We start from the raw sequence: 23,483 nt of genomic DNA on the forward strand, positions 1-23,483 counted from the left end.
CTGCAACTCATCATGTCCTGCCATGCGCCTCACCTGCTTGATCGCCGTCATTGGACGTGGCAAACCTAGCTGGATCGACCGGGCGGTTGGACGGATGGGTAGCTATCGGTGGCCGCCTGGAAGAAGGCATCAGCCAGCCTGTTCCTCAAGTCGGCTGAGGAGTCCGTCGAAGATCTGCTCGCGAGCGACCTGTCCCTTGGCCGCCGCGTCGTCTCGCTGGCGTTCGAGGGTGGGCCGGAACTCGATCGTGGTGACGAAGAACGTGCAGGACTCGCAGATCGATTCGAAGTGGCAGTCCATCTCGACGGGGCGAGCGCAGTAGCCGTTGCCGAGCATCCGGCGGTGCATCTCCCGCCGAAGCTTGGCCATCTCCGTGCCCTCGGCATCGGCCGGCAGCTGGCGCGGGGCGTCGTAGAGTGCCTCGACCTTCTCCGAGACGGCGAAGTACTCGTCGGCGACGGTCCGGTCGGCGATCCGCGCGTAAACACGGGTCATGGACAGCGACCGGTGTCCAAGAAGTGCGGCGATGGCCTCCAGGGACATACCCCGGTTGATCGCCTGGGTGGCCAGGGTATGTCTGAGCTGGTGTGGAGTGACCCGGCCGAGTCCCGCCTGCTGGGCGGCCTTGCGGACCACGGCCTCGATGCGGGAGGCGTTGACAGGGCGGCCGTGGTCGGTGAACAGCAGGTTCGAGCGCAGGCCCTCGGGCCGGTGCAGCAGCCAGTCGTCCAGCAGCGTCTTGAGCTGCGGGTGCAGGGGGACGTAGCGGTCGGTGTGCATCTTGCCGACCGGGACACGGAGCCAGTAGGCGGATCCGATCTGCACGACCGCGTCGATAGTGAGGCCGAGCATCTCGCTGCGGCGCATCCCGGTGCGGGCGAGGATCTCGATGGCCAGTCGGGCGAACGGATCGGGGTCCTTGCGGGCGGCTGCCAGCAGCTTGGCCGCCGCGGCGTCGTCCAAGAACCGGGGCAGTGGTTCGTCCGCGATCGGGAAGTCGCTGTCGAAGACCAGCTGGCGGGGCGGCCGGTCGGCGGCGTCCCACTCATCCAGGCGGCGGAAGAAGCCGCGGAGTTTGCTGAGGCGGTCGCGGACGGTGTGCCGGTGCAGCGGTCCTCCGCGGGCGGCCGGCCGCTCCAGCAGCCACTGCCGGTAGCGTTCGACGTGCCTCCGCTTGAGCTCGGCGACGCAGGTGACGTCCGTGTCTTCGGCGGCGACCAAGAGGGCGAACTCCCGCAGCGTCAGTTCGGCGTTCTTCACGGTGCCCGGCCGCAGTGTTCCGGCGGCCTGCTGTAGATAGTGCTGCATCGTGTCCGCCATTCCGGCCGGGACCCGGGACCACTCCCGGGCCCGCATGTCGGCCCGGTCCGGCGAGCGACGACGCGGGAGCTGGTCGGTCAACTCGCAGTGGAAGAGCGTCGCTTCCAGGTTGAACAGGGCGGTCGACAGGGCCTTGACCCCACGGTTGGGAATGCGGCGGGCAGCCTCCAGCAGCAGGCGGCGTCCCTCGTCCCAGTCGGTCTGCTGCAGCTCGTGTGGCTGCTTGCCGAACAGGGCCACGAAGTGGCCCAGCAGGTTGAACTGGGTCATGGCCAGCGCGTCGCGAAAACCGAGGGACCGGGCCGTCTCCATGAACCTCAGGTGCAGTTCCGGCTCCGTGCGAGCAAGTACGATGCCCAGTCGTGGGCGTCGGGCGACCAGGTAATCCGCCCCGGGTTGCAGACGTCCGGTGACCGAGAGCCAGCTGATGAATCGGTGGGTCTCGTGGTTGAAGGCGAGCTGGCGTTCCAGCGGCAGGCCGCAGAAGTCGCTCAGGTCGGGCACCGCGGCGAGCAGAGCGCGGGCTCCCCAGCGAACCTTGTGATCGATGTTCATGCCCTGCGCGGCCCGGTGAGCGAGGTAGAACTCGACCAGGTCCGGGCGCACGATCGGCAGGGCCGCGGCGCGGGCCCGGCGCATCAGGACTGCGTCCGATCGGCGTCGATGGCGGCACTCGCCTGCAGGTACTGCTCGACGAGCCAGCTGTTCGCCAGGTGTATGTAGATCCGAGTTGATTCGATGGAGCGGTGTCCAGCCTGGGCCTGTACCGCCTCCAGTGCCATGCCCGCCTCCCGCAGCCGGGTCAGGCAGGTATGGCGGAGCTGATGACAGGTCAGCCTCGGTAGTCCGGTTCGCTTCCGAACGCCGTCAAGAATCTCGTCCAGGCCATCGGCGGAGAACGGTCGGCCGCGGGTGGGCCCGCGCAGCACCACGAACAGCCGATCGTGGTCGACGGGTGGACGCTCGCGGTCCAGATAGTCGCCGACCGCGCTGAAGAACTGAGCGGAGACGGGTATCAAGCGCTGGTGGCCGCCCTTGCCCTCGCTGATGAAGACCCGACGCTCACCCGGTGACAGGTCACCCAGCCGCAAGCCGAGGACCTCGCAGCGGCGAAGCCCGCCGAGCAGCATCGCGAGGACCATGGCCCTATCCCGCGCGGTGTTCACTGCACCGAGCACCGCTTCGACCTCAGTCGGTCCGAGGACGCGCGGGAGGGTTCGGGGCGTGCGCAGGAGCGGTGCCCCCCGGTTGCCGCTGCGGCGGCGGTTGGCCAGCCCCGTCGGCACCGGGTTTCGATCAATGGCCAGGTCGTCGCGGGTCATGAGGTAGCCGAACAGCCCGGAGATGCTGGCGAGGCGGCGCTTGATGGTCCGAGCCGAGAGTCCTGCCTCACCGTCTTCGAGCCGGACGACCTTCGCTCCCCGCCGCGGCCTCTTCTGCGCGGTGATGAACGCGAAGACGTCCGCGGTGACGACGTCGGCCGGCTCCTTGGGCACCACCGAGAAGAAGACCTTCAGGTCGTAGGCGGTGGCCAGCAGGGTGTTCGGCCGGCAGCGTGCCGCCACGAACTCCAGGTAGTCGTCGACCAGGGCGTGCCCGAGTGATGCCGTGGGGTTTCCCGCGGCATCGACGCGTCGTACCAACTGCGGCTGCCAGGCCATCCGAGCTCCTCGACGGGAGCGACCATCCTGACCGGGAACACGAGATCGCGGAAGAGTTGTCACCCACATAACCACCCAGGACAGTGAACGCCTCCACATGCCCTTCCAGGAAAGCCTCCTGGGAAGCGGTGGCGTAGACGCGGTGGACGGCCTTGCCCGAGTACGACATCCGCAGCGTGAACAGCACACACTTGCGCCGCTGCCCTGCCAGATCGACCCACACGTCCGCGAAGTCGACCTCGGCTTCCTCCCCGGGCCGTTTCTCCTGCGGCACCATCCCGTCCAGGAAGCGCCACCCCTCGCGGGCTTCCCGCTCGATCTCCGGGCGACGCCTGCGCACCCAGTCGCGGACCGTCGAGTACGACGCCTCCTCGAAGCTGTGCTCGGTTGCCAGACGCCGCACGATCCGGTCGATGGTATGTCGCTGCTTCTTCGGGGCCCGCGTGTCCTCCCGCAGCATCGCGTCGATGAAGCCCTTCACCGGCTCCAGCACGCTCACCCGCGGCGGAGGCGGTTTCCGCACCGGCGGCACCGGATGGTTCAGCGCCATCGCCACCGTCTTGCGCGACACCTTGTACCGCTGGGCCAGCGTCCGCTGCGACACCGTCGGATCGTTCCGGCGGTCCCGGCGGATCCGCTCGAAGATCCACTCACGCGATCTGTACACGCGAAGGTCTCCTGACACGACCTTGATCAACGCGCACAGCGTGACCCGCCAAACGGCCCAACCCAGCCATTACGCCGAAAGCGGCATGTCACACACCATCAGATCACGTGGCCCCCAAACTCGTTGCCCAAATCGCGGCCCCCGTTCTCGTTGCCCGAGTGGTCCCCAAACACCCTGCCGAAAACACTGGGCCCGCCCTGCGGTGACCGGATCACCCGGTGAACTGACACGGCAGCGGTGAAACCGCACTGCATGGCGCAGCGTCTTGATGCCCAAGATCGTGAGACGCATCCGAGTTACGCCATCTCGGGCCTGTGCGGACGTATCAAGAGAGGTTGGTCCGAAATGACACGCCGGAACCGTTCCCTGTACCGCGGTACCACTCTGGGGATGGCCGCTGTTGCGGTGGCCCTGCTCACAAGCTGCACGCAGAACAGCGTCACAGCGAACAGCAGCACTCCGAACGCGACGCAAAAGCCTTCCTCGTCAGCCGTAGCGTCCGCGACGGTGGGTACATCGGCCGGGCACACTGCTGCAGGCTCCTCGGCCAAGACCGGCGGCTGCCGGTCGCTGCTGGCATCGCCCACTGTCAAAACGAGCGTCACATCGGCCTACCGCAGACAGGTTCAACCGCCCCTCATCCACATTGCCCCCGTCAAGGGCACGTTTTACTACGGCAGTTGCGACGGAGTCCTCTACGCGGGAACCCGCTTCCACCTCACTGCCGGCAGTACGGAGGCGGAGCAGGTCGCCCTGCAGGATGACGGAGCTGCGATGAAGTACTTCGTCGATCGCCCGGGTGCCGGTTGGCGCTACATGGCCAGCGACAGTTTCCCCGCCGGACCTCGGGGGTGTGCCGCCATCGCCCAGATCCCGGCCCGCCTCGCCGCCCTGTGGAACGACTGCCGGTCCACGGAGGGCCAAGGGTGACCTCCTGACGCTAAGCCCCGCCCCGGTCGCCGTCAGCGGGCGTAGACGAGGACAACCGCGCCCTGTCGCTTCCCTCAACGGCGCCGCGCGCGTGCTGGACGAGGGTCGTGCCGGCGGCGTCCACGTTGCCGTGTGCTGTACGGCGGTGTGGCGGGTGAACAGGCTCAGTGCCATGGGTGAATTTCTTCGGGAGGGTCGCCGCGCCTTGTTCGCCGATGGCCAGACGCGGCACCGCTCACGGCTCCGGCCTGGGATGTACGAGGTGGGTCGTCGAGCGAACCTTCGCTTGGCTCCACCAGTTCAAACGCCTGCGGATCCGCTACGAACACTGCGCTGATCTGCACCAGGGGCTTGTGCAACTCGCGTGCTGCATCATCTGCCGTCGCCGCCTGTCCAAGGGACACCCCAGCACCTCGCCCTGAGCTGACCCCGGATTCGTGGAGTCCCCGGCCTGGCGGCCGTGGAGATAGGCCGAAGCGTGCGGGGTGCCGGGGTGGACAAGGTGACGGCGATCAGGTCTAGGCCGTGGTCGTCGCCGCAGCGGGGCTGGGCGCGTTCGATGAACGACCCCGCCGGTCGATCCTGACCAGCGGCTGTCGCCAGTCTCTGAAAATTCAGGAACCGTTGACAGCGGCGCCCTGGGGGCAGGGCTGATGCGTTCTCAGGTGGCGAGATAAGGGCCACTGGGTTCGGTGGGACGGGGTCAGCCTGAGCCCCTGGTTCGAGACGAACCAGGCTCGTCGTGCCCCACCAGGGTTGGACCCGCCCCGGAGCCGACGGAGAAGTAACCGTGTGCGGCTCAGCATTGAAGAATGGCTGGGCCCCCGACCCTTTCTCCAGCAGTTGCTCGGCGCGCAGCCGCTGGTCCTCCGCCGCCGTATCGTAAGCGCTGGTACTGCCGCCGGCCTCCTCCTTCATTCGCCGGTCACGGCTGCGCTCCCGTCGGGCCGTTCGCTGCTGTCGACATAGACGACCAGCGTATGTTCCGGCTGTTCGGCCAGGTGAAAAGCGGTGTACGCGTAATCGATCGCTCCCCGTTGCGGGTGCCGTAGCCGTTTGCGACCGCTATGCCGGGCCTGCACCTCGTACTGCGGCCACCAGTCCCGCACCTCCGGGCTGCCCTCCTTCAGGTCCTCGATCAGCCGGGTGTACCGCGGGTCGCCGGAGTGGCGTGCCGCTAGCGTCCGAAGTCGGCCGAGCAGGCCGCGTGCTTCGGGTTCCCAGTCGACCAGGACGTCCCGGGCCACCGGTTCGAGGAACACCCAGCGGGCGAAGTTGGCGGGCCAGTCCACCTCCGTGATGAGCCTCGGGAACAACTCGTGGGCTGCCTGGTTGTGGCTGAGGACGTCATAGTTGCCGCCGATGATGTACGCCGGGTTAGGCTGGAGCAACAGGGGGACGGCACCCGCCTCGGCCGGGAGCAGCTCGCGTTCCTCGGCTTCGGCCGCAGGTGCGTGACCGGCAAGCTGGAGAAGATGATCGCGCTCGTGCCGGTCGAGCCGCAGCGCCGCAGCGAGGGCGTTGAGCACCTGTTCGGAGACGCGGATCTTTCGCCCCTGCTCCAGGTACGTGTACCAGGTGGCGCTGATCCCGGCCAGCAGTGCCAGTTCCTCGCGGCGAAGTCCCGGAGTCCGGCGGCGGCCGGTCTGGGGCAGGCCCACCTCGTCAGGGGTCAGGCGCTCTCTTCGGCTGCGCAGGAATTCACTCAGCTGACGGCGTTGGTCCGACTGCGTGGGCATGACGCATACATAGCACTCTCAGTTCCAGAATAAACACGGTCTGGATACCAGGCTAAGCCCGAACGGAGACTGGTGCGTGAGCACGGGCCGCGGCATGACCGACGGCCTCACACGGTCACACCGGCACCCGGCCGTCCAGTACGCAACGGCTTGGCGGACGCTCTTCCAGGACCCGCTGCCGCTCGGCACCCCGGCCCCGGTGCCGAAGACGGAGAGGGCAACTCATGTCCGGAATCAAGGGCAAAGTGGTGGCGATCACGGGAGCCAGCAGTGGCATCGGCGAGGCGACCGCGCTGCTGCTCGCCGAACGCGGCGCGCGACTCGTCCTCGGCGCACGCCGGTCCGAACGCCTGGCGGAACTGGTGGCCCGGATCGAGAAGGCAGGTGGCACGGCCGTGCAGATCCGCACCGATGTGACCCGGCGGGACGATCTGCAGGCCCTGGTCGCGCTGGCCAGTGAGTGCTTCGGCCGACTCGACGTACTCGTCAGCAATGCCGGAGTCGGCACCATCTCGCCTCTCGACGATCTGCGCGTCGAGGAGTGGGACCACATGGTCGACGTCAACGTGAAGGGCGTGCTGCACGGGATCGGCGCCGCGCTGCCGGTCTTCCGGGCGCAGGGAACCGGCCACTTCATCACCACCGCCTCCACGGCGGCGTTTCGCATCGTGCCGACCATGGCCGTCTACGCCGGCACCAAGTTCGCGGTCCGGGCCATCTGCGAAGGACTGCGCCAGGAAGCCGGCGACTCCCTGCGGGTGACCACCGTCTCACCTGGTGCGACTGCGACCGATTTCGCCGAGGCGTCAACCAACAGCCAGGTCAGAGCAGAGATCACGAAGATGCGGGACGACATTGCGATCCCGCCCGACGCGATCGCCCGGGCCATCGCTTTCGCGATCGAACAGCCTGCCGCGGTCGACGTGAACGACATCGTCGTCCGGCCCACCGCCCAGAGCTGATCTCCCCCGGCCCTTTCCGGTGTGGACACGCGCACCCGCGGGAGTGTTCCACGGTCACATGGCAACAAAGGCCCGCCGGCCGGTGGGGTGGGTGGCATGCCCGAGTGGAAACGACGGACGCGACGTCAGATGATCAAGGTGGCTGAGACCGAAGATCGACCTGGAGCCGCGTCCGCGTGCAATCTTCCCTGATCAGCGTCCTCACGCGCCACTTCGAGGACGCAGCCGGGCCATGTCCACCCACGAACCCCTCTGAACTGGCCACAGTGGCCGAGTTGTTCGACCGCCTCCCCCATCCATGCCGGGCACGAGGACGCCGCTACCGGATCGTCTCACTGCTGGGGCTGTGCCTGGTCGCGGCGCTCGGTGGCGCGCGGTCGCTTGCGCAGATCGCCCGCTTCGCGGCCGACGCGGCGCTGAGGTGCACGACCAGCTGGGGCTCAACCGGGCCACCCTGAACGCGTCTACCCTCGGACGCCTGCTGGCGCGGCTGGACGGGGACACGGTCGATAATGCGGTGAGCGGCTGGCTGGCTCGCCGCGCGACCGACCTGGTCGACGAACCTGACCGGCTGACCGGGCTGGCTGTCGACGGGAAGACAGTCCGTGGATCGCGCACCGACGGCCACGCCGTGCACCTGCTGGCCGCGGCCCTCCACGACAGCCAGACCGTCATCGCCCAGCGTCAGATCGCAGCCAAGAGCAACGAAATCCCCGCCTTCACCCCGCTGCTGGAGAAGCTGGACCTGCATGGCGTCGTCGTCACCGCCGACGCCATGCACACCCAGCGCGAGCACGCCCACCACATCGTCGCGGCCGGCGGCCACTATCTGCTGGTGGTCAAGGGCAACCAGCAAAAGCTCCGCAAACAGATCAAACGCCTGCCCTGGAGCGAGATCCCACTGCAGGGCCGCACCACCACAACCGGCCACGGGCGGCGTGAGATCCGCCGGCTCAAGGCATGTACCGTCGGCCCGGCCTGCGCTTCCCGCACGCCGCCCAGGCAATACAGATCAAACGCCGCCGCGTGAACCACCAGACCGGCAGGATCCAGACGAAGACCGTCTACGCCGTTACCTGCCTCACCCCCGAGCAGGCAGGCCCCGCACGTCTGGCCGAACTCGTCCGGGACCACTGTTCCGCGGAAGCCCTGCACCACGTACGGGACGTCACCTACGGCGAAGACGCCTCCCGGATCGCACCGGCACAGCACCTCGCCTCATGGCCACCCTACGCAACCTCGCCATTGGTCCCGATGCGCCAGGCTGACTGGCACAACATCGCCGCCGCAACCGATCACTACCGGTCACGTCGCGAGCAGGCCCTCGTACTCCTCCAGATCACTTCCTGAGAACGCATCGGCCCTCGGCCCCGGGGGAGTACCCCACCCTGCATCCCCCACCCCGGTCGGGGGAGCAACCACATAGGCACAGGGAGCCAGGAACGGAAGAGTGCTGCCTTGTCAGCAGCCCTTGTCCAGAGAACGGACCAAGCGATGGCACTCGTCCGGCGAGACCTCTCGACCCAGTCCACCCGCCCCTTGCGGCGCCCTCGCCGCAGCCGCAGCCGTGCGGCTCTGGGCGCCGCGATCTGCCTGTCCATCGCGGCCGGCACCGCGGCCCCGGCCCTGGCTGCCGGACCTGCGCGCGTCGCGGGACCGCAGCGCGGAACGCTGGTCTCCACCGTCGAACTGGAGGGCCTGAACACCGCCCAGGCCACCGCATACGTCAAGAAGAGCGGCTTTGTGGCCCCAGACACCGCGAAGAACGGTGCCGATGTCTACCGCATCACCTACCGGACAATCACCGCGACCGGTCGACCGACCGTCGCCAGCGGCCTGGTCACACTTCCGCGTACCGCATCCGGCCACGGCCCGCGACAGCTCACTACCGTCTCGTACACCCATGGCACCCTCGCCTACCGGGGCGGCGCCGGGTCGGTCACCGACGGCGCGGACCGTGCGGTGACGGTGATGTTCGCCGGTGCGGGTTTCGCCGCCGTCGCCCCGGACTACCTGGGCCTGGGACTCGGCACCGGACCACACCCCTACATGGACATCGGTTCGGAGACCACGGCCTCGGTCGACATGCTGAAGGCCGCGCGGGCCTTCGAGGCCGAGAAGGGGGTGATCGCGGACGGAAAGGTCATGGTCACCGGCTTCTCCCAGGGGGCCACCGCCGCGATAGGCCTGGGCCGGGCCCTGCAGCGCGACGCCGTCCCGGGCTTGCGGCTGACGGCGCTTGCCCCCGTGAGCGGACCGTACGACCTCAGCGGCGCCGAGGTCCCCGCCGCCTTCGACGGCCGGCTGGCACCACGGACCGCGACCTTCTACCTCGCGTATGTGATCACCGCCTGGAACCGGCTGCACCCCATTTACAACGCGCCCGCCGAGGCCTTCCGTCCTCCCTACGCCAGCACCGTGACCGCCCTCTTCGACAGCAGCCACCCCGACCAGGAGATCGCGGCCAGGCTCCCGGGCACCCCCGAGGAACTACTCACCCCTCACTTCATCGAGCGACTTAAGCACCCCAAGGGCGTGCTCGTACGGATCATGCGCACCGATGACGCCGTGTGCACCGACTGGACGCCACACGCCCCCGTCCGCCTCTACGACGGCAACCTGGACACCGACGTCGCCCTCGCCAACACGCTGTCCTGCCGGCACAGTCTGGCGGCCAACGGAGTCGACGCGCCGATCGTCAACGCCGGAAACGTAGACCACACGGGCTCGGCGCTGGTCTCCTACCCGAAGATCCTGCAGTGGTTCAAGGGCCTGACGAACCGCCGGTGACCGGGACCGGGAGGCTAACCGCACCGTCACCGGAAGCTGACGGTGTGTCAGTTCACGTTGATTCCGTCCGGAGGGAGTGGTTGCGACCACTACGACACCGGGCACGGCGTCGAGGTCCCGGTGATGCTCACAGATCCTCTCCGTGGACCGCCGGGCCGTGTGACGAACCGAGCCGAGGGTGGGGCTAACCCCCAGGGAAGACGGACGTTGACCGGATGGGAGAGCCGACGAAGATCAGCGAGGCTCTGGCCATGACGAAGAGCATCCGCAACGCTTCACTCCTCGCCGCCACCGCCGTCCTCCTCGGCCTGATCACTCCGCTCACGGCCTCAGCCAGTGCCGGCAGCCCGCTGCACTGGGCCAGGTGTGAGGGCACTGGCCTCGATCCCCGACAGGAGTGCGCGACCCTCACCGTGCCGATGGACTACGCCGACCCGAACGGCCCGAAGATCGACCTGGCGCTCTCCCGTATCCGCAGCGAGAAGCCGTCGGCGCGCCGGGGCGCCCTGCTGCTCATCCCCGGCGGGCCGGGCGGCGACAGCCTCGACGAGCCGTCCGGCAAGGGTCAGAAGCTGCCTCAGGCCGTGCGGGACCAGTACGACCTGATCGGGTTCGCGCCGCGTGGCAACGCGCCCTCCACCGCGGTCAATTGCGGGGTTGACCACGGCGACCTCGCCCCGACGGCACTGCGGCCCTGGCCCGACGCCAACGGATCGGTCACCGGGAACATGGCCACCGCCCGGCGCATGGCGGACGCGTGCGCCCGCAACGGCGGCGCGTTGATACGACACATCAGCACGGTCGACAACGCCCGTGACATCGACCGTATCCGGGCCGCGCTGGGCGAACGCCGCCTGTCAGCGTGGGGCGTCTCGTACGGGACATACGTCGGCGCGGTCTACGCCCAGCTGTTCCCGCAGCGCACGGACCGCGTCGTCCTCGACAGCAACGGCAACCCCGACCCGGTCAGGGCGGAGCGCGCCTGGCTCGCCGCGTTCGAGGTGGGCGTCGAGGACAACTTCCCCGCGTTCGCCAAGTGGGCCTCGGCCCCCCGCAATCCATACCGGCTGACCGACACGGCCGCCCAGGTGCGCCCGCTCTTCCTCCGGCTCGCCGCCCGCCTGGACCGCGCCCCGATCCCCTGGCCCGGCGCCAACCCGCCCGAGCTGAACGGCAACGTCCTGCGCCAGACCATGCTGAACAGCTTCTACGACCCCGACGACTACCCCGCACTGGCCCAGCTGATCCTGGCCGCGCGCAAGGGCACGGTCCCGCCCGCACCGCAGTCACCCCCGGACACCGTGCTGCAGAACCTCACCGGCGTGGCCGCCGCCACCATCTGCAATGACGTCGCCTGGTCCCGGTCAACCGCCGTGTATCAGAAGGCCGTCGACGACAGCCGCGCCAAGTACCCGCTGACCGCGGGCATGCCTCGCAACGCAATGGTCTGCGCCGCCTGGCCGTGGCGGCCGGAACAGGCGCCGGTGCGGATCACCGACCGCGGACCGGCCGGCCGGATCATGCTCGTCCAGAACGAGCGCGATGTGGCGACACCGCTGAGCGGCGCCCTCAAGCTCCGTACCGCCCTGGGCCGCCGTGCCGTCATGGTCACCGTCAACTCCACCGGACACGAGGCCTACCTGGCCAACGGCAACGCCTGCGGAGACGAAACGGTCTCACGGTTCCTGGCCACCGGCCAGCGGCCAGAGGCGGACGTCTACTGCGAGTGAGCGCACCCTGCCTCAGCGCCGGGCCAATGCGTTAAATGCCTCCTTCGGCCTGCAGCACCAGCCTGAACGGCCATTGCCGGGGCGGTCGATGATGGCCCTGGTGACGCTGTGACTGGCCATGCCGGTCGGACAGTACGCGACCCGGCGCGCCCTTGCCGGCAGCCGAAGCGGCCCCAGCCGCTTGCGCAACCACCGTTCCAAGACGCCACTGCCTGGACCGCGTTCGCCTCCCGCGACGAACTGGCATCGGCCATCGACACCTTCGTCTTGGCCTACGACGAACACGACGCCAAGCCCTACCGCTGGACCTACGACGGCAGCCCACTCAAAGCCGCATGAACCCCCGAACGATCCACGCGGCGCCGCACCAGACGTCGACTTCACCCCGCTGCGTGAGCAGGACGCAGCCACGGCAGGTTTCGACCAGGCTGCCTAATGGGGTCGATGCGCGCCCCTGGATTCCGCGGTTGTCGCCACATCCTGCAGGCCCGGTTGTGCGTGCTCGTTACTGCCGGGCCTCCTTCGGGCTCGGCGTCCCGGCCTGCCTGGGCGGTTGCGGCGAGCCGTCGCGCGGCGCCTCCGCCTGCCTTTTCGGCCTGCGCATTTGGCGGGGAGCGGGAAGGCGGTAGGGGCTTGGGTCTCGCGGACCTTCATCGGCTACCTCTCCCACCACGTTGTACGAGAAGGCGTTACGCGATACTCGTCCTGTGGAGTGGTTCGAGCAGGCCCGGGCAGCGGAACAGCTCCGGGATTGGGATGCGGCCATCGCGCTGGTAAGCGCCCACGCCGAGTGCCACTCCACCGATCACTACATGCACGACAACCACCTGTGGCACATGGATTTGCTCGCCCGTGCGGGGCGGTTTTCGGAGCTCACGGAACTGGCCCTCACGGATGTCCATGCGCGCCGGAGGCTCAACAGATCGCTTCGCGAGCAGGGGATGGAGACGGCGCTTCGCGGCCGCGCGAAAGATGGTGACTGCGACGCTCTGTACGTCTTTGTTCGGCTGCTGTGCGGGACAGATCGGGCACAGGAGGCCCATCGAGCGGTCCAGGACCTCGGCCCGGAGGATCAGTACGCACACCAGATCGTGGCCCGCTTTCGATCGCCATCAAGCGGTGCGCAGTAACGCTCGACACCTGCCTTATCTGACCTATCAGGAGGCCATTCGTGGAGTGTCTCGTTCGTGGGTGAGACCAAGTCAGGGCCGCTGGTAGCGGTGGTCGTCGGTTACTGGGTAGTGCAGAGTATGGCCGAGCAGGGCCTGGTTGAGGTGATCGGCCGGGAGAAGTGCACGGAGTTGTTCGTGTATGGGGGCGGGCCCGTTGTGTGGGTGGCCCGGCTCACCGGGCACGGCTGGGATGCGCTGGTCTACGAAGGCAAGCTTCGTCCCGACCGCCGGTCCGGCCTACGGCGCGATCCGCAGCCTCCCGCCCAGTGAACGGTGCATGACATTTTATGTGGACAGGGGTGGACACCTTGCTCAATCCGTGATCTGTGACAGCTTGTGTGAATGTGTGGATAGCGTGAAGAATCTGAGCCTGGATAGGGCCCGGGGGGAAGCAGAGGCGGGCCTGCACGCGTTACCACGGGGGCTCCCGCCATGCTCGACTTCGCTGCGCCTGCGGCGGCCGGCCCGGCACCGACCAAGCGGTCGCGCGGCACCAGGCGCCACGCAACCCGCCGTGCCCACGCGGCGCGTGAGGAACCCGCAATCTGCCCGCGCCTCGCGGTGCTCATACCGGCCCACAACGAAGAAGACCGCATTGCCGCTGCCATCAAGGGACTGTGGGAACAGGTACGACGCCCGGACCTGATCGTCGTCGTCGCCGACAACTGCACCGACGGCACGGCCGAGATCGCCGCGAGGCACGGCGCGCAGGTCTTGCACACCCAGGGCAACACTCACAAGAAGGCCGGCGCCCTCAACCAGGCCATCGCCTGGATCCTGCCCCACATGGACGACCGCGACCTGCTGCTGGTACAGGACGCCGACACCGTCCTCACCCCCCGGTTCACCGAGACCGCCGAAGCCACCTTCAACCGCAAGGTCGGCGCAGTCGGCGGTGTCTTCTACGGCGAGGAGGGCGGCGGATTCCTCGGCCTGCTGCAACGCATGGAATTCCACCGCTATGCCTGGGAACTGGAACGCGCCGGCGGCAGGGCACAGGTGCTCACCGGAACCGGGACCATGTTCCAGGCGCGGGTGCTGCGCGAAGTGCGAGCCGCCCGCCGCGCGGGGCTCATCGGCGGCGGCACCGGCTACTACAGCCTCGCCTCACTCACCGAGGACGACGAAATGACCAAGGCGGTCAAGACCCTCGGCTACCGCACCATGTCACCGGCCGGCTGCGCCGTCACCACCGAGGTGATGACCACCCTGCCCAAGCTGTGGCACCAGCGGCTGCGCTGGCAGCGCGGCGCCCTGGAGAACCTGCGCGACTACGGCTGGACCAAGGTCACCGCCCGCTACTTCGTGCAGCAGTTCCTGATGGGCTTCGGCGCGCTGTCCTTCCTCGTCTACCTGACCTTCATGGCCATGACCCTCAGTCTCTACGGCTGGCCGGGGCTCTCACCGTTCTGGACCTCCATCGGCCTGATCTTCGTGCTGGAGAAGACGGTCGCGGTGCGCCGCGCTGGCCCCCTCGCAGTCCTGGTCGCCGTACTGATGGTCCCGGAGATGCTCTACGACCTGTTCCAGCACGCCATCTACTTCACCTCCCTGTGGGGCCTGCTGCGCCGCAGCGAGGAGAAGTGGGTGGCCACCTGAGACCCACCCCCCAACCACCGAAGCACCAGGAGAACCAAGCATGTACGGAAGAGTGATAGGCGCCGGCACCACGGGCGCCGGAGGCGCCACACTGGCTGCCACCGGCCTGTGGATGAACAGCATGGCCGTGATGGTGGCGGCCACCACACTGATGGCCGCCGGAATCGCCGTCTTCAAGCTGGCGCCGCGCCCGCGCCGCCGCTGACTGCCCGCCAGGCGTCCTGATCCGCCGTCCCGCCCAGCCCGTCCAGGACGAGCGGCGCGGCCGGGCCGCCGCACCGAACACATCGACCGTCGCCCGAAGATCCAGGGCGCGCGCCTGTACGCGAACGCTCTCGAGCGCACGATGGCAGGCATGAGCCTGTAGCCGTCTGAATACGGGTACTCATGCCCGGCCCGGCCGTCCTGGTGGACAGTGACGGTCGGGCCGGGCGTACGATGACGGACAGGCAACTGCCGGTGAGAGGCGGACAAGCATGAGGGAAGCCGCCACCGCCCCCTACAGCACCGGCATGCTCGGCAACGACGACCCGGGCGAACGTGACCGCCTGGAGTCCATCCAGCGAAGCGTGGACATCTTCACCAGGAACGTCATCGACGGCCTTCCCGTCCAGGCGTCCTGGAACTGCCTGGAACTGGGCGCGGGCGCCGGTTCCATCGCCTACTGGCTCGCAACCCGTTGCCCCGCCGGACGCGTGGTCGCCGTCGACATCGACACCCGCCTTCTCGATGCCGGCCGGGCCGCCAACCTCGAGGTCCAGGAAGCCGACATCACACAGCACGACTACGCGCCCGGCTCGTTCGACCTCATCCACGCCCGCTATCTCTTCTGCCACCTGCCCGACCGGGACGAGATGATCGCGCGGGCCGTCGGCTGGCTCTCCCCCGGTGGCTGGCTCGTCGTCGAGGAGCCGTACGACCTGCCCCCGGGAACCTCCCCCTTCCCGCTGGTCCAGCGCATCCTCACCGCCTACCAGCACACCCACCGGCAGCACGGCGCCGACATGACCTGGGCACGCGGTCTGCCCGCGCTCCTCGCCCGCAACGCACTGACCGAGGTGGCGTTTGCCGGAAACCTCGGCTGCATGGGCGGACTCGCCAAGGACCGCTGGCGTCCGCTCATCGAGCGGGCCGCCCCCGCTCTCCTGGCGAGCGGCCTCGTCAGCGACGCGGACCTCGGCGCATTCACCGAACTACTCGAAGACCCGACGTTCGTCGACATCCCCCAGATGACCATCTCCGCGTGGGGCCGACGAGAGGGAGGGGACGGCGAGACAGGATGAACGCCATGGGTACGGTCATCCGGCACGATGCCTGACCCAGTGACAGGTGACATGCCGGCCACTGCGATCCGGTTCCGACCACGCCGCCGACCCCGGCACGGGATGTCCTTTCCTTGGCGGAGAGGGCAGGATTCGAACCTGCGTGGACCCTGTGGGGGTCCGACCGTGAGGCGTGCTCGCTGGTCCCCGATCAACCACTCCGGGCACCTCTCCTCGTTCCCGACCCCCGGAGGCGTCCCCGGGGTCGTTCACGTGAAAGAGCGTGGCACGGGCCCCTGACAAGGCACTGACGTGGCGGCGCTGACGGGGTTCGCTGGGCCGACGCCCCGGGACGATCAAACCAGCGCCGCTGCGTGCTTCAGCTGACAGAACGGTCCGATTCAACGGTCATCGAGTCGGCAAGTGCCCGGGATGAGAAGCGGGTTCGGGGCAGGGGCCGGACACGCTGGCGAATTGTCGCTCAAAGTAACGGCGTGGTATCACGTTGGCTGACATCATCAACTCCACTCGCGGCAGCTGGCGACGACAGGTGGGCGGCGAGAGGGCCGAGCGCCAGTGTGCCATGTGCCGAGAGGGAGACCCCTTGGCATCTGCACGCTGACGGCGGTCCGGCCCTGTCCGTGGAACCGTCTTGGGGGCGGCTGTCGATGAGTTGGCTTGACCATACCTGGCTGGCTGATTACGCGTTACCCGCTGCCGTGAGCGCGGCCATCGCGTGGGTGGGCCTGGCCCGCGAGTTCTCCGGCAAGGGACGGCTGCTGGGCAGCTGGGCGTCGTCTTGTCTGCTGCTGCTCGTGCTGGCGCTGATGGGTGCGGTGGGGGCCGGCGCGGTGGTGCTGCTGCCGCATGCAGCGTCGATTCCTCCGGTGATCGCGGGTGCCGTGACCGGGGCGACCGCGCTGCCCCGACGCAAACAGGACGAGACGGCACAGCCGTACATCAAGTTCATGACCCTGGGCATCGCCCTGGTCAGGGAGCGGCTGGTCCAGCGCGTCCATTTGGACGCCTGCACCTGGTCAGACCGCTTTATCCAGGGTATTGAAACGTCTGCCCAGCTCAGGGTGTTCGTCCACGACCTCAAGCTATACCTGCTGGAGAGGCATCCCCTCACCGCCGAGACCAAGACGATCAATGCCATCTATACGGAGGTGGAGACAGCGATCGACACCGCTCTGGACGTGGCGACCAGCATCGACGAGGCGTGCCGCCAGGCCGAGCGCGAACCGACCGATGACGAACTCATCGCCCGCCGCCAGGCGTTCGGCACCGCCCTCGCCCAGTGCGGACACCTGCTGCGCTTCGCCTACGCCCACGGTCGCCGCCGCGATGGCGATGAGCTCAAGTCCCTGCGGGCGAAGGCGGCGTCCAACGATGCGTTCCACCATCCGGCTCTGCCGCCACAGCGCCGCTGGTTCGAGCGCTGGCTCACCCGCTGACAACAGGGGGTGAGCCCTGGGGGCGGGACGACTGAGCGGCAGACTGCCGAGCTCGAGGCTCAGTGACGGGCCGGCAGCCCGCTGCTCCTGACGTGCGACGAATCCGTGCTGGCACAGGCCTTGGCGTCCGCCGACTGCTCTCTTGGACGGAAGGTGATCTGGACGTCGGCATCCAGCGCCTCCGCCACGGCGGCCAGGGTGCGCACGGTCAGGTTCGCATCGCCGGACATGATCTGACTGACCCGGCCCGGGCTGACACCCATGGCCGCCGCCAGGTCGGAGCGGGTCTTGCCCTGCCCCGCCAGTACGCCGGCCAGGGAGGCCGTCGCCTGTCGCGCTATCCGGGAAGCCGCTGAGGTCGTCCGGCTCTCGTCACGGGCAAAGATGCCCATGATTCACCCCCAACTCATGGAGAGACAACGCTCGTTGCCACTCCATCAGCATGCCACCTTTAGCTAGGGCTAAAAACTCAGTTGGTGAAGAATCTACGCCTGCTACTCCCCATCCAGGGGCTGACCTGCGGTAGTCCACCATGAAACTTGCCCAAAGTCACCCGATTGGGTTCAGGGGCGGCGCGTGCCACAACTGTGTTGGTGAGCGCGGGCGGAGACGGGTGGCCGACGGCGCGGCAGGAACTGGGGTCGCGGGCCGGGCTGTTCCCTGGAGAGCGGTGACGGGTGAAAACGCGAGCCCATCAGTACAAGATGGTCGTCCTATTGTTGGCGGATGTGCGCACACCGTGTTGACCGCCCGGCCGATCTCGACGTGGTCCGTGAGTCCTATGACCGCGTGGCCGACAACTAAGGGTTGTCCCGTAAACGATCTTCCACGGGTTGGGGGCGCGGTGGGCCGACCGGTGGGGTCTGCTCCTATCCCGTGAGGACGAGGTTGTGTAGGCGGGCGATGCCGCGCATGGCGTGGTGGACTCCGTCGCCTTTCAGGCGGCAGTCGCGGAGGATCTTCCAGCCCTTCATGCGGGCAAAGGCATGCTCGACACGGGCGCGGACCTTGCGGTGGGAGGCGTTGTGTTCCTCTTTCCACGCCGGCAGTTCGGTCTGACCGCGCTCGCGGCGATGCGGAATCACCAGTCCGGTGCCCCGGTAGCCGCCGTCTGCGATCACCGTGGTCCTGCCGACGGCGTCCTTGGCTCCGGACAGCTGCCACGCCTTGCAGTCGTTGCGGTTGCCGGGCAGCGGTCGACCGACCACGACGACGAGTCGGCTGTCGGCGTCGATTACGACCTGGTGATTGGTGGAGTACCGATAGTTCTTGGACTGCTCGGCTACCTCGTGGTCGCGGGTGGGCACCAGGGTGCCGTCCACTATCAGCACGGTGTCCTTGGAGAACCGGCGCCGCGGCTGCAGGGACATGAGCGGGCCGAGGTGGTCGATGATCCGGTCTGCCGCCGACTTCGAGATGCCGAACAGCAGGGCCAGCTGGCGCATTGTCAGGTTCGTGCGCCAGTAGGCCGCGACCAGCAGCACTCGGTCCTCAAGGGACAGGCTCCAGGGCCGTCCCCTGCCAACCGCGTCGGCCCCCTCGCTCCGTAGCGCGGTCACCAACTTCCCGAAGCAGCGCGGGCTCAGACCCGAGAACGGGGCTATCCAAGACGGCTCCGACGCCGTAATCACACCAGTCACACCTTGATCATCCAACCCGTAGCCGACAGCCTTTAGCGTCGGCTGCGCAGGAGGGATCCGAGCGCTAAGCCGGCGCCCAGGCCGATCAGGGCGCCGACTGACGTTCGCCATGCGGGCGCTGCTCCGGCGACGGGCACGTCAGGCGGACGAGGTGCGACGGCCGACGGCGTTGGTGGTCCGGCAGCGACAGCGCGAGCGTGCTCCTCGCCCACGATGGCCAGGAACCGACGACCGATACGGCTTCCGGACGAGCTGGCGGTCCACGAGATCTGGGCCCTGCTCCAGTAGTGCCGCCCAGCGTCTCCGGTGAACATCCCGGCCAGCATGTCCCGCAGGAGAGGCTCGCGAATGGTCCCGATTTCGAAGCCCATCCACGCGTAGTTCATCATCAGATCGGCATAGACATGCCGCTTGCGCTCATGGGGATCGGCAATGTCCGTGGCGCCCCAAACAGGCTGGTAGAGCGCCATGTCGTCAAGTTCCAGGCGGACTAGCTCAAGGTAGTAGCTGCGAATTCCCTGGACCTGCTCCGCCCTGGCCTGGCGGTTCTGAACTACCAGCGAAGCAGCGACGCCGGCCAACGCGAGCGCCGAGACGATCGCCGACGTGAAGCCATACGCCGCGCCGACTTGGCTCAATCTGTTCCAGTCCACCCCCTTGGAGCCGGAGATGTCCTCTAGCGCGAAAGGCGACAACAGCAGCGTCGCCAGCACGGCCGCCGCAGCGGCGACCAGCCCCAGAGCTCTGCCCACCCGGCGAGCCACTGATACTGCATCCACAGACCGATGACGAGCTATCAGGTAAATCACCCCCAGGCGAGCCTGCCCCAGTGACTAGGCCGAGCCAGAGGGCAGCCTACGTGCAGCCGTCATGCTCGGCATCGTCCGCCTGCACAAGATCACTGTCGCCCGCCGGAGGACCGCCGCCACATCGACCGAAGATCGTTTACGGGACAGCCCTTACGCCCACATGGTGGTGACGACGGGAATGGGCGGGATCCGTCGCCATCCATGGCTTCCGGGTTTCATCGGAAATCCTTTCAGTAAAGGGTTGGAGAGGAATAGAGGCCGACGCGAATCTGGTGTCTGTTTTGTAGACCGCGCCGTGGTGACCGGTAACCGTGCGTACGCGAGCTCGGCTTGAGGAAGGCGGTATCGAGACACCTGGTCAACGTAGATACGCAGCGATTACTCAAGTTCGCTTGGGCTGCTCATCACTTGGGTGCGGCTACCTCCCCTGGTCGCCTCAAGCGCGGACTTTGAGGGCACGCTCCGCACGTATTGCCCGCCTACTGATCTTCGGCGAGCCCCGCTACGGCGACGATATGGACACGCGTCCGTCGGCCGTCCTAGATTCGTCCTAGTGCCAGGTCAGCGAGGTGACCAACGCTGATCACGAAGTACCTGGGGGAAAGATGAGATTCGGCATACTGGGGCCGTTACATGCCCAGATCACCGGACGAGAGGTCCGATTAGACGGACCGCGACAGGCCAAGATGCTGGCCGCGCTTCTGATTGACGCCAACAACATCGTCGCCATGGAACGGCTCTTGGCCGTGATGTGGGACGGGAAACCGCCAGCCACTGCGGTCCGTCAGGTCCAGGACGCCGTCTCCGGGCTGCGCCGCAACCTCGCCACGTGCGGAGCACCAGGCTCCCTGATCAGTACGCAGCGCGGCGGCTACGAGATCCACCTGTCCCCGGATCAGCTCGACCTGCTGGAGTTCGACCACGAGCGGCGCCTCGCCGAACGGCACACGGACCCGTCCGAGACAGCTGCAGCACTTCGGAGGGCGCTGGCCTGCTGGCGCGGACATGCCCTGACCGACATCTCCAGCCGGGCCCTGGAGATCGATGCGGCACGGCTGAACGAGAAACGCGCGGACACACTCAAACAGTGTCTGGTCATCGAACTCGGACTGGGGCGTCATCGAGAGGTCATTGACGAGCTGACCTCTCTGCTCCGCGCGCACCCCTACGACGAGCATGTCGCCGAACAGCTGATAGTCGCTCTCTGCCGGTGTCGGCGACAAGGCGAGGCGCTGCACGTGTACGAGCGGCTGCGCCGGACACTGGCCGACGAACTCGGCGTCGACCCCACCCCGCCGCTCCAGGCGCTGCACCAACGCATACTCACCGCGGATCCCACCTTGACGACCCCGGTCCCAGCGAGCAGGCCCTTGGACATACCACCGCAGAGCCCTGACGCAGCGGCCGCCGGGCCGGCCATGGCGATGCCGGTGCGTCAACTACCCTTCGACGTACCGGACTTCGTGGGCCGAGCCGAGGCACTGGACGAGATCGCCGGACTACTCGGCGAGCCGGCGCCGAACCGGGCCCGGGTGGCCGTCATCGTGGGCGGTCCCGGTGTCGGCAAGTCCTGCCTGGCGACGCACGCTGCGCGGCAGGCGAGCGGCGCCTTCCCCGACGGCCAGCTCTACCTCAACCTCGCGGCGACGTCCGATGAGCCGCGGGACCCGGGGCTGATGCTGGCCGAGGCACTGCGCGCGCTCTCGATCGCGGGCAGTGCGATCCCTAAGGGCCTGGCCGAGCGGGCCGCGCTCTACCGGTCGTTGCTGGCGGACCGTCGCATGCTGGTGGTGCTGGACGATGCCGGTCACGCCGATCAGGTGCTGCCCTTGCTGCCCGCCGCCAACGGCTGTGCCGTGTTGATCACCAGCCGCACTCTGCTGACGCAGCTTCCCGGCGCTCTGCACATCGACCTGGACGTGCTGAGCCCGGCAGAGGCGCGGGAGTTATTCACGGGAATCATCGGGCGGTGGCGGGTCGAGCGGGAACCGGAGGAGGCCGAGGCAATCCTCGACTGCTGCGGCAATCTGCCGCTGGCGATCCGGATCGCCAGCGGCAAGCTCACGGGCCGTCCGGCCTGGTCGCTGCGGGTGCTGCGGGAACGGATCGAGGACGAGTCCCGGCGGCTGGCCGAGCTGAGGATCGGGGACCTCAGCGTGCGAGCCAGCGTCGAACTGAGCTTACGGCTGCTGCCCGCCGACGCGGTGCGCGCGCTGAGCCTGCTGGGTCTGCTCGGCGCCTACACCCTGCCCGGCTGGGTGGTCGGCCCGCTGCTGGACCGCTCGGACGCCGAGGAGGTGCTGGACACCCTCGTCGACGCCAGCCTGGTGCGGCTGACCGCCACCGACGCCATCGGCCAGCCGCGCTACCGGCTGCACGATCTGATCAGGACCTGTGCCGTGGAGATCGCCGCCCCGCTGCCCACGGCGGACAAGAGGGACGCGATCATCCGCGTGCTGTCCGTTTGGCTCGACCTGATCGGACGCGGCACCGATCGGCTGCCGGCGGCGGGGCTGCTGGCAGCCCCACCCGGTGCGGCACCGCGCCGATCGCTGCCCGATGCGGTCGTGGACCGGCTGATGGCCGACCCGGTCGGCTGGTTCGACGCGGAACGCGATAACCTGCTCGGCGCGGTGAAAATGGCCGTGGACTGGGGCCTGGACGAATTGGCCTGGGAGCTGGCGGCCGGGGCAGCAACCTACTACGACCACCGGTGTCTCTATCAGGACTGGCAGCACGGGCACCGGCTCGCGCTGGACGCGGCCGAGGCCGCCGGCAACGTGCGCGGCGCATCGGTGCTGCTACGCGGTCTTGGCCAACTGCACATCTACCAAGACGAGTTCGATCGGGCCACCCGGGCTCTGGAGTCCTCCCTCGGGCTGTGCCGGGACGGTGGGGACAAGCGCGGCGAGGCGTTGTCGCTGGCGATGCTGGGCACGGTCAGCCGGGTGCAGGACCGTGACGACGAAGCCCTCGAACGTGTCGAGCAGGCGCTGAGCATCGCGGTCGGTGAGGGCGACCGGCACATCGAAGCGCAGCTGTCCTGCTCCATGGCCGTGATGAAGCTCATGCAGGGCAAGCTCGACGAGGCGGAGTTCTGGTTCGACGGGGCCTTGAGCCTCGCCAGGGCGGTGGGCGACGGGCATCGCGTGGCCGTGGTGCTGCGACGGTTCAGCCGGCTGCACGATCGCCGCGGTGATCCGGACGAGGCGCTGCGCTGCCTGTGGCAGGCGTTGGCCACCTTCGAGGAATTGGCCGACGAGCGGTGCGCAGCGTACACGCTGCTGGAAGTCGGCCGCGTGTACGCCGGTCAGCACGACCGGGACCGGGCGAGCCCGGCGTTGGAACGCGCGGCGCACCTGTTCCACCGGCACGGCGACCGTCAGGACGAGGCCACGTGCTGGCAACTGATCGGCGACCTGGACGCCGCCGCCGGCGTTCACCACCTGGCACACCAACACCGCGGGCGGGCGCAGCGGTTATGGCAGACGATCGGCGACATGAACCAGACAAAATCCCCAGCGCGACCATCGTCGCCGTGACCTGACTGACGCTGCGCATGCGCAAGCAGTGCGAGGAGTGAGCCGCCCTCGACACGGACACGGGGATAGGACCCAATACGTTTCTTCACCTGGGAAGTGCTTCATTCCTCGGAGTCAGCAGCGCCTCAGCAAGTCCTATCGTTGCAGGTCAGAGGCGCCTTCCGCGTTTTTGATCAACTCTCGGACAGGCCACCTCGTGAAAG

Annotated in this window: 19 protein-coding genes and 2 pseudogenes; 14 read left to right on the top strand and 7 right to left on the bottom strand. The window is 68.0% G+C overall.

Annotation, left to right across the window (positions count from 1 at the left end; genetic code table 11):
- Window positions 1-129 precede the first annotated feature (129 nt).
- Window positions 130-1,959: a tyrosine-type recombinase/integrase gene (locus ACFYZB_RS43655; RefSeq protein ID WP_388767446.1), complete on the bottom strand. Its 1,830-nt coding sequence runs from the start codon at window positions 1,957-1,959 to the stop codon at window positions 130-132.
- Complete coding sequence (locus tag ACFYZB_RS43660; RefSeq protein ID WP_388767447.1) at window positions 1,959-2,981, bottom strand: tyrosine-type recombinase/integrase; 1,023 nt, start codon at window positions 2,979-2,981, stop codon at window positions 1,959-1,961. Before ACFYZB_RS43660 ends, ACFYZB_RS43655 begins: the two co-directional genes overlap by 1 nt.
- A 919-nt stretch (window positions 2,982-3,900) precedes the next feature.
- On the opposite strand from ACFYZB_RS43660, the gene ACFYZB_RS43665 reads away from it, so the two are divergent.
- Together ACFYZB_RS43665 and ACFYZB_RS43670 are read left to right on the top strand one after the other, a co-directional pair.
- Window positions 3,901-4,578 carry a hypothetical protein gene (locus tag ACFYZB_RS43665; protein ID WP_388767448.1) on the top strand — a complete coding sequence of 226 codons (678 nt, stop codon included), beginning with the start codon at window positions 3,901-3,903 and terminating at the stop codon, window positions 4,576-4,578.
- Window positions 4,579-4,793: 215 nt separating this feature from the next.
- A pseudogene (locus tag ACFYZB_RS43670) lies at window positions 4,794-5,000 on the top strand (transposase); the annotation flags it as partial.
- A gap of 492 nt (window positions 5,001-5,492) precedes the next feature.
- Here the strand turns inward: ACFYZB_RS43670 and ACFYZB_RS43675 are convergent.
- Window positions 5,493-6,317 (bottom strand): helix-turn-helix transcriptional regulator, encoded by an 825-nt coding sequence (locus ACFYZB_RS43675; RefSeq protein WP_388767449.1) that lies wholly within the window; start codon window positions 6,315-6,317, stop codon window positions 5,493-5,495.
- 224 nt (window positions 6,318-6,541) lie between these two features.
- Here ACFYZB_RS43675 and ACFYZB_RS43680 point away from each other — a divergent pair, with 224 nt between their 5' ends.
- From ACFYZB_RS43680 to ACFYZB_RS43725, 10 genes are all read left to right on the top strand, one after another.
- Window positions 6,542-7,279, top strand: coding sequence for an SDR family oxidoreductase (locus ACFYZB_RS43680; RefSeq protein ID WP_018540732.1), 738 nt, complete (start codon window positions 6,542-6,544; stop codon window positions 7,277-7,279).
- 421 nt (window positions 7,280-7,700) lie between these two features.
- Window positions 7,701-8,309 carry an ISAs1 family transposase gene (locus ACFYZB_RS43685; RefSeq protein WP_388767450.1) on the top strand — a complete coding sequence of 203 codons (609 nt, stop codon included), beginning with the start codon at window positions 7,701-7,703 and terminating at the stop codon, window positions 8,307-8,309.
- On the top strand, window positions 8,306-8,629 hold the full coding sequence (locus ACFYZB_RS43690; RefSeq protein ID WP_388767451.1) for a hypothetical protein: 324 nt from the start codon (window positions 8,306-8,308) through the stop codon (window positions 8,627-8,629). The genes ACFYZB_RS43685 and ACFYZB_RS43690 overlap by 4 nt, the downstream gene beginning before the upstream one ends.
- A gap of 144 nt (window positions 8,630-8,773) precedes the next feature.
- Window positions 8,774-10,069, top strand: a complete 1,296-nt coding sequence (locus ACFYZB_RS43695) for a hypothetical protein (RefSeq protein WP_388767453.1) — start codon at window positions 8,774-8,776, stop codon at window positions 10,067-10,069.
- A gap of 215 nt (window positions 10,070-10,284) precedes the next feature.
- On the top strand, window positions 10,285-11,799 hold the full coding sequence (locus ACFYZB_RS43700) for an alpha/beta hydrolase (protein WP_388767454.1): 1,515 nt from the start codon (window positions 10,285-10,287) through the stop codon (window positions 11,797-11,799).
- Window positions 11,800-12,506: 707 nt separating this feature from the next.
- Window positions 12,507-12,929: a hypothetical protein gene (locus ACFYZB_RS43705; RefSeq protein WP_388767456.1), complete on the top strand. Its 423-nt coding sequence runs from the start codon at window positions 12,507-12,509 to the stop codon at window positions 12,927-12,929.
- 57 nt (window positions 12,930-12,986) lie between these two features.
- Entirely contained in the window at window positions 12,987-13,241 is a 255-nt protein-coding gene (locus ACFYZB_RS43710) for a hypothetical protein (RefSeq protein ID WP_388767457.1), read from the top strand.
- Between the two features lie 162 nt (window positions 13,242-13,403).
- Window positions 13,404-14,570 (top strand): glycosyltransferase, encoded by a 1,167-nt coding sequence (locus ACFYZB_RS43715; RefSeq protein WP_388767458.1) that lies wholly within the window; start codon window positions 13,404-13,406, stop codon window positions 14,568-14,570.
- Window positions 14,571-14,610: 40 nt separating this feature from the next.
- Window positions 14,611-14,775, top strand: a complete 165-nt coding sequence (locus tag ACFYZB_RS43720; RefSeq protein ID WP_388767459.1) for a hypothetical protein — start codon at window positions 14,611-14,613, stop codon at window positions 14,773-14,775.
- A 271-nt stretch (window positions 14,776-15,046) separates the two neighbouring features.
- The gene (locus ACFYZB_RS43725; protein ID WP_388767460.1) at window positions 15,047-15,853 is read left to right on the top strand and encodes a class I SAM-dependent methyltransferase; all 807 of its coding nucleotides are present in this window, start codon (window positions 15,047-15,049) and stop codon (window positions 15,851-15,853) included.
- 114 nt (window positions 15,854-15,967) lie between these two features.
- On the opposite strand, the pseudogene ACFYZB_RS43730 reads toward ACFYZB_RS43725, so the two are convergent.
- Window positions 15,968-16,066: pseudogene (locus tag ACFYZB_RS43730) on the bottom strand.
- A 485-nt stretch (window positions 16,067-16,551) separates the two neighbouring features.
- Between ACFYZB_RS43730 and ACFYZB_RS43735 the strand changes: the two are divergent.
- A complete protein-coding gene (locus tag ACFYZB_RS43735) occupies window positions 16,552-17,289 on the top strand; it encodes a hypothetical protein (protein WP_388767461.1) in 738 nt (245 codons plus the stop codon).
- A gap of 59 nt (window positions 17,290-17,348) precedes the next feature.
- Here ACFYZB_RS43735 and ACFYZB_RS43740 read toward each other — a convergent pair whose 3' ends face one another.
- From ACFYZB_RS43740 to ACFYZB_RS43750, 3 genes are all read right to left on the bottom strand, one after another.
- The gene (locus tag ACFYZB_RS43740; RefSeq protein ID WP_388767462.1) at window positions 17,349-17,681 is read right to left on the bottom strand and encodes a helix-turn-helix domain-containing protein; all 333 of its coding nucleotides are present in this window, start codon (window positions 17,679-17,681) and stop codon (window positions 17,349-17,351) included.
- 477 nt (window positions 17,682-18,158) lie between these two features.
- A complete protein-coding gene (locus ACFYZB_RS43745) occupies window positions 18,159-18,929 on the bottom strand; it encodes a transposase (RefSeq protein WP_388767463.1) in 771 nt (256 codons plus the stop codon).
- Window positions 18,930-18,961: 32 nt separating this feature from the next.
- Window positions 18,962-19,681: a DUF6082 family protein gene (locus ACFYZB_RS43750; protein WP_388767464.1), complete on the bottom strand. Its 720-nt coding sequence runs from the start codon at window positions 19,679-19,681 to the stop codon at window positions 18,962-18,964.
- 785 nt (window positions 19,682-20,466) lie between these two features.
- Here ACFYZB_RS43750 and ACFYZB_RS43755 point away from each other — a divergent pair.
- Window positions 20,467-23,280 (top strand): BTAD domain-containing putative transcriptional regulator, encoded by a 2,814-nt coding sequence (locus ACFYZB_RS43755; RefSeq protein WP_388767465.1) that lies wholly within the window; start codon window positions 20,467-20,469, stop codon window positions 23,278-23,280.
- Window positions 23,281-23,483: the final 203 nt, after the last annotated feature.

The organism is Streptomyces sp. NPDC001852, from assembly GCF_042891825.1.
Taxonomy (GTDB): Bacteria; Actinomycetota; Actinomycetes; order Streptomycetales; family Streptomycetaceae; genus Streptomyces.

Bases quoted from the DNA above. Each gene is read 5' to 3' on its own strand.
- ACFYZB_RS43655 (WP_388767446.1), bottom strand. From the start codon at position 1,959: ATGCGCCGGGCCCGCGCCGCGGCCCTGCCGATCGTGCGCCCGGACCTG.
- ACFYZB_RS43660 (WP_388767447.1), bottom strand. From the start codon at position 2,981: ATGGCCTGGCAGCCGCAGTTGGTACGACGCGTCGATGCCGCGGGAAAC.
- ACFYZB_RS43665 (WP_388767448.1), top strand. From the start codon at position 3,901: ATGGCGCAGCGTCTTGATGCCCAAGATCGTGAGACGCATCCGAGTTAC.
- ACFYZB_RS43675 (WP_388767449.1), bottom strand. From the start codon at position 6,317: ATGCCCACGCAGTCGGACCAACGCCGTCAGCTGAGTGAATTCCTGCGC.
- ACFYZB_RS43680 (WP_018540732.1), top strand. From the start codon at position 6,542: ATGTCCGGAATCAAGGGCAAAGTGGTGGCGATCACGGGAGCCAGCAGT.
- ACFYZB_RS43695 (WP_388767453.1), top strand. From the start codon at position 8,774: ATGGCACTCGTCCGGCGAGACCTCTCGACCCAGTCCACCCGCCCCTTG.
- ACFYZB_RS43700 (WP_388767454.1), top strand. From the start codon at position 10,285: ATGGGAGAGCCGACGAAGATCAGCGAGGCTCTGGCCATGACGAAGAGC.
- ACFYZB_RS43715 (WP_388767458.1), top strand. From the start codon at position 13,404: ATGCTCGACTTCGCTGCGCCTGCGGCGGCCGGCCCGGCACCGACCAAG.
- ACFYZB_RS43720 (WP_388767459.1), top strand. From the start codon at position 14,611: ATGTACGGAAGAGTGATAGGCGCCGGCACCACGGGCGCCGGAGGCGCC.
- ACFYZB_RS43725 (WP_388767460.1), top strand. From the start codon at position 15,047: ATGAGGGAAGCCGCCACCGCCCCCTACAGCACCGGCATGCTCGGCAAC.
- ACFYZB_RS43740 (WP_388767462.1), bottom strand. From the start codon at position 17,681: ATGGGCATCTTTGCCCGTGACGAGAGCCGGACGACCTCAGCGGCTTCC.
- ACFYZB_RS43755 (WP_388767465.1), top strand. From the start codon at position 20,467: ATGGAACGGCTCTTGGCCGTGATGTGGGACGGGAAACCGCCAGCCACT.